This window comes from Flavicella sediminum, assembly GCF_006381105.1.
Classification (GTDB): Bacteria; Bacteroidota; Bacteroidia; order Flavobacteriales; family Flavobacteriaceae; genus Flavicella; species Flavicella sediminum.
The window spans coordinates 1-584 of record NZ_VDET01000070.1 but is presented as its reverse complement, the minus strand read 5'-3'; the positions used below and the strand labels follow the sequence as shown (position 1 = coordinate 584).

Below are 584 nucleotides of genomic sequence, written 5' to 3'. Positions count from 1 at the left end.
GGGCAAGTTGCAGAGGATCCTTAAACGTATGGGAAACAAAAATTAGAAAACAGCAAAGTAAAAAGAGCGCAGGTAATTTTACACAATGTGGGTACAAAGCAAGAACGCAACCATTGGGTTTCTGACTACAAAGCAGGGAACATAGATTTGCTTTTTGTGTACAATATGCTGTTAACAGGTTTTGATGCCAAACGATTAAAGAAATTATATATAGGACGTAAAATAAAATCACATAATTTATTACAAACCTTAACCAGAGTAAATAGAACTTATAAAAATCATTTCTATGGATTTGTAGTTGATTTTGCAGATATCCAAAAAGAATTCGATAAAACCAATCAGGATTATTTTAATGAGTTGCAATCTGAGTAAGGGGTGAAATGGAGCATTATTCGAATCTGTTTAAATCTGCTGAAGAAATTCAAAAAGAAATTGAAGAAATAAAAGATGTGCTTTTTAAGTTTGATACTGACAATGCAGAGATTTTCAATCAGCAAATAACAGAAATTAATGATCGTACGGAAATACGACAAATAGCCAAGGTGTTAAATAATTCTAAGGAATTGTATAATTTAATCCGATTG

General features: G+C 31.3%; 2 protein-coding genes. Both read left to right on the top strand.

All coding sequences use genetic code 11. From position 1 onward, the window contains the following. Positions 1-87 precede the first annotated feature (87 nt). Positions 88-372 carry a type I restriction enzyme subunit R domain-containing protein gene (locus FGM02_RS18315; protein ID WP_243739459.1) on the top strand — a complete coding sequence of 95 codons (285 nt, stop codon included), beginning with the start codon at positions 88-90 and terminating at the stop codon, positions 370-372. Between the two features lie 8 nt (positions 373-380). Then, on the top strand, positions 381-584 hold a 204-nt coding region (locus FGM02_RS18310), incomplete at its 3' end, for a hypothetical protein (RefSeq protein ID WP_243739458.1).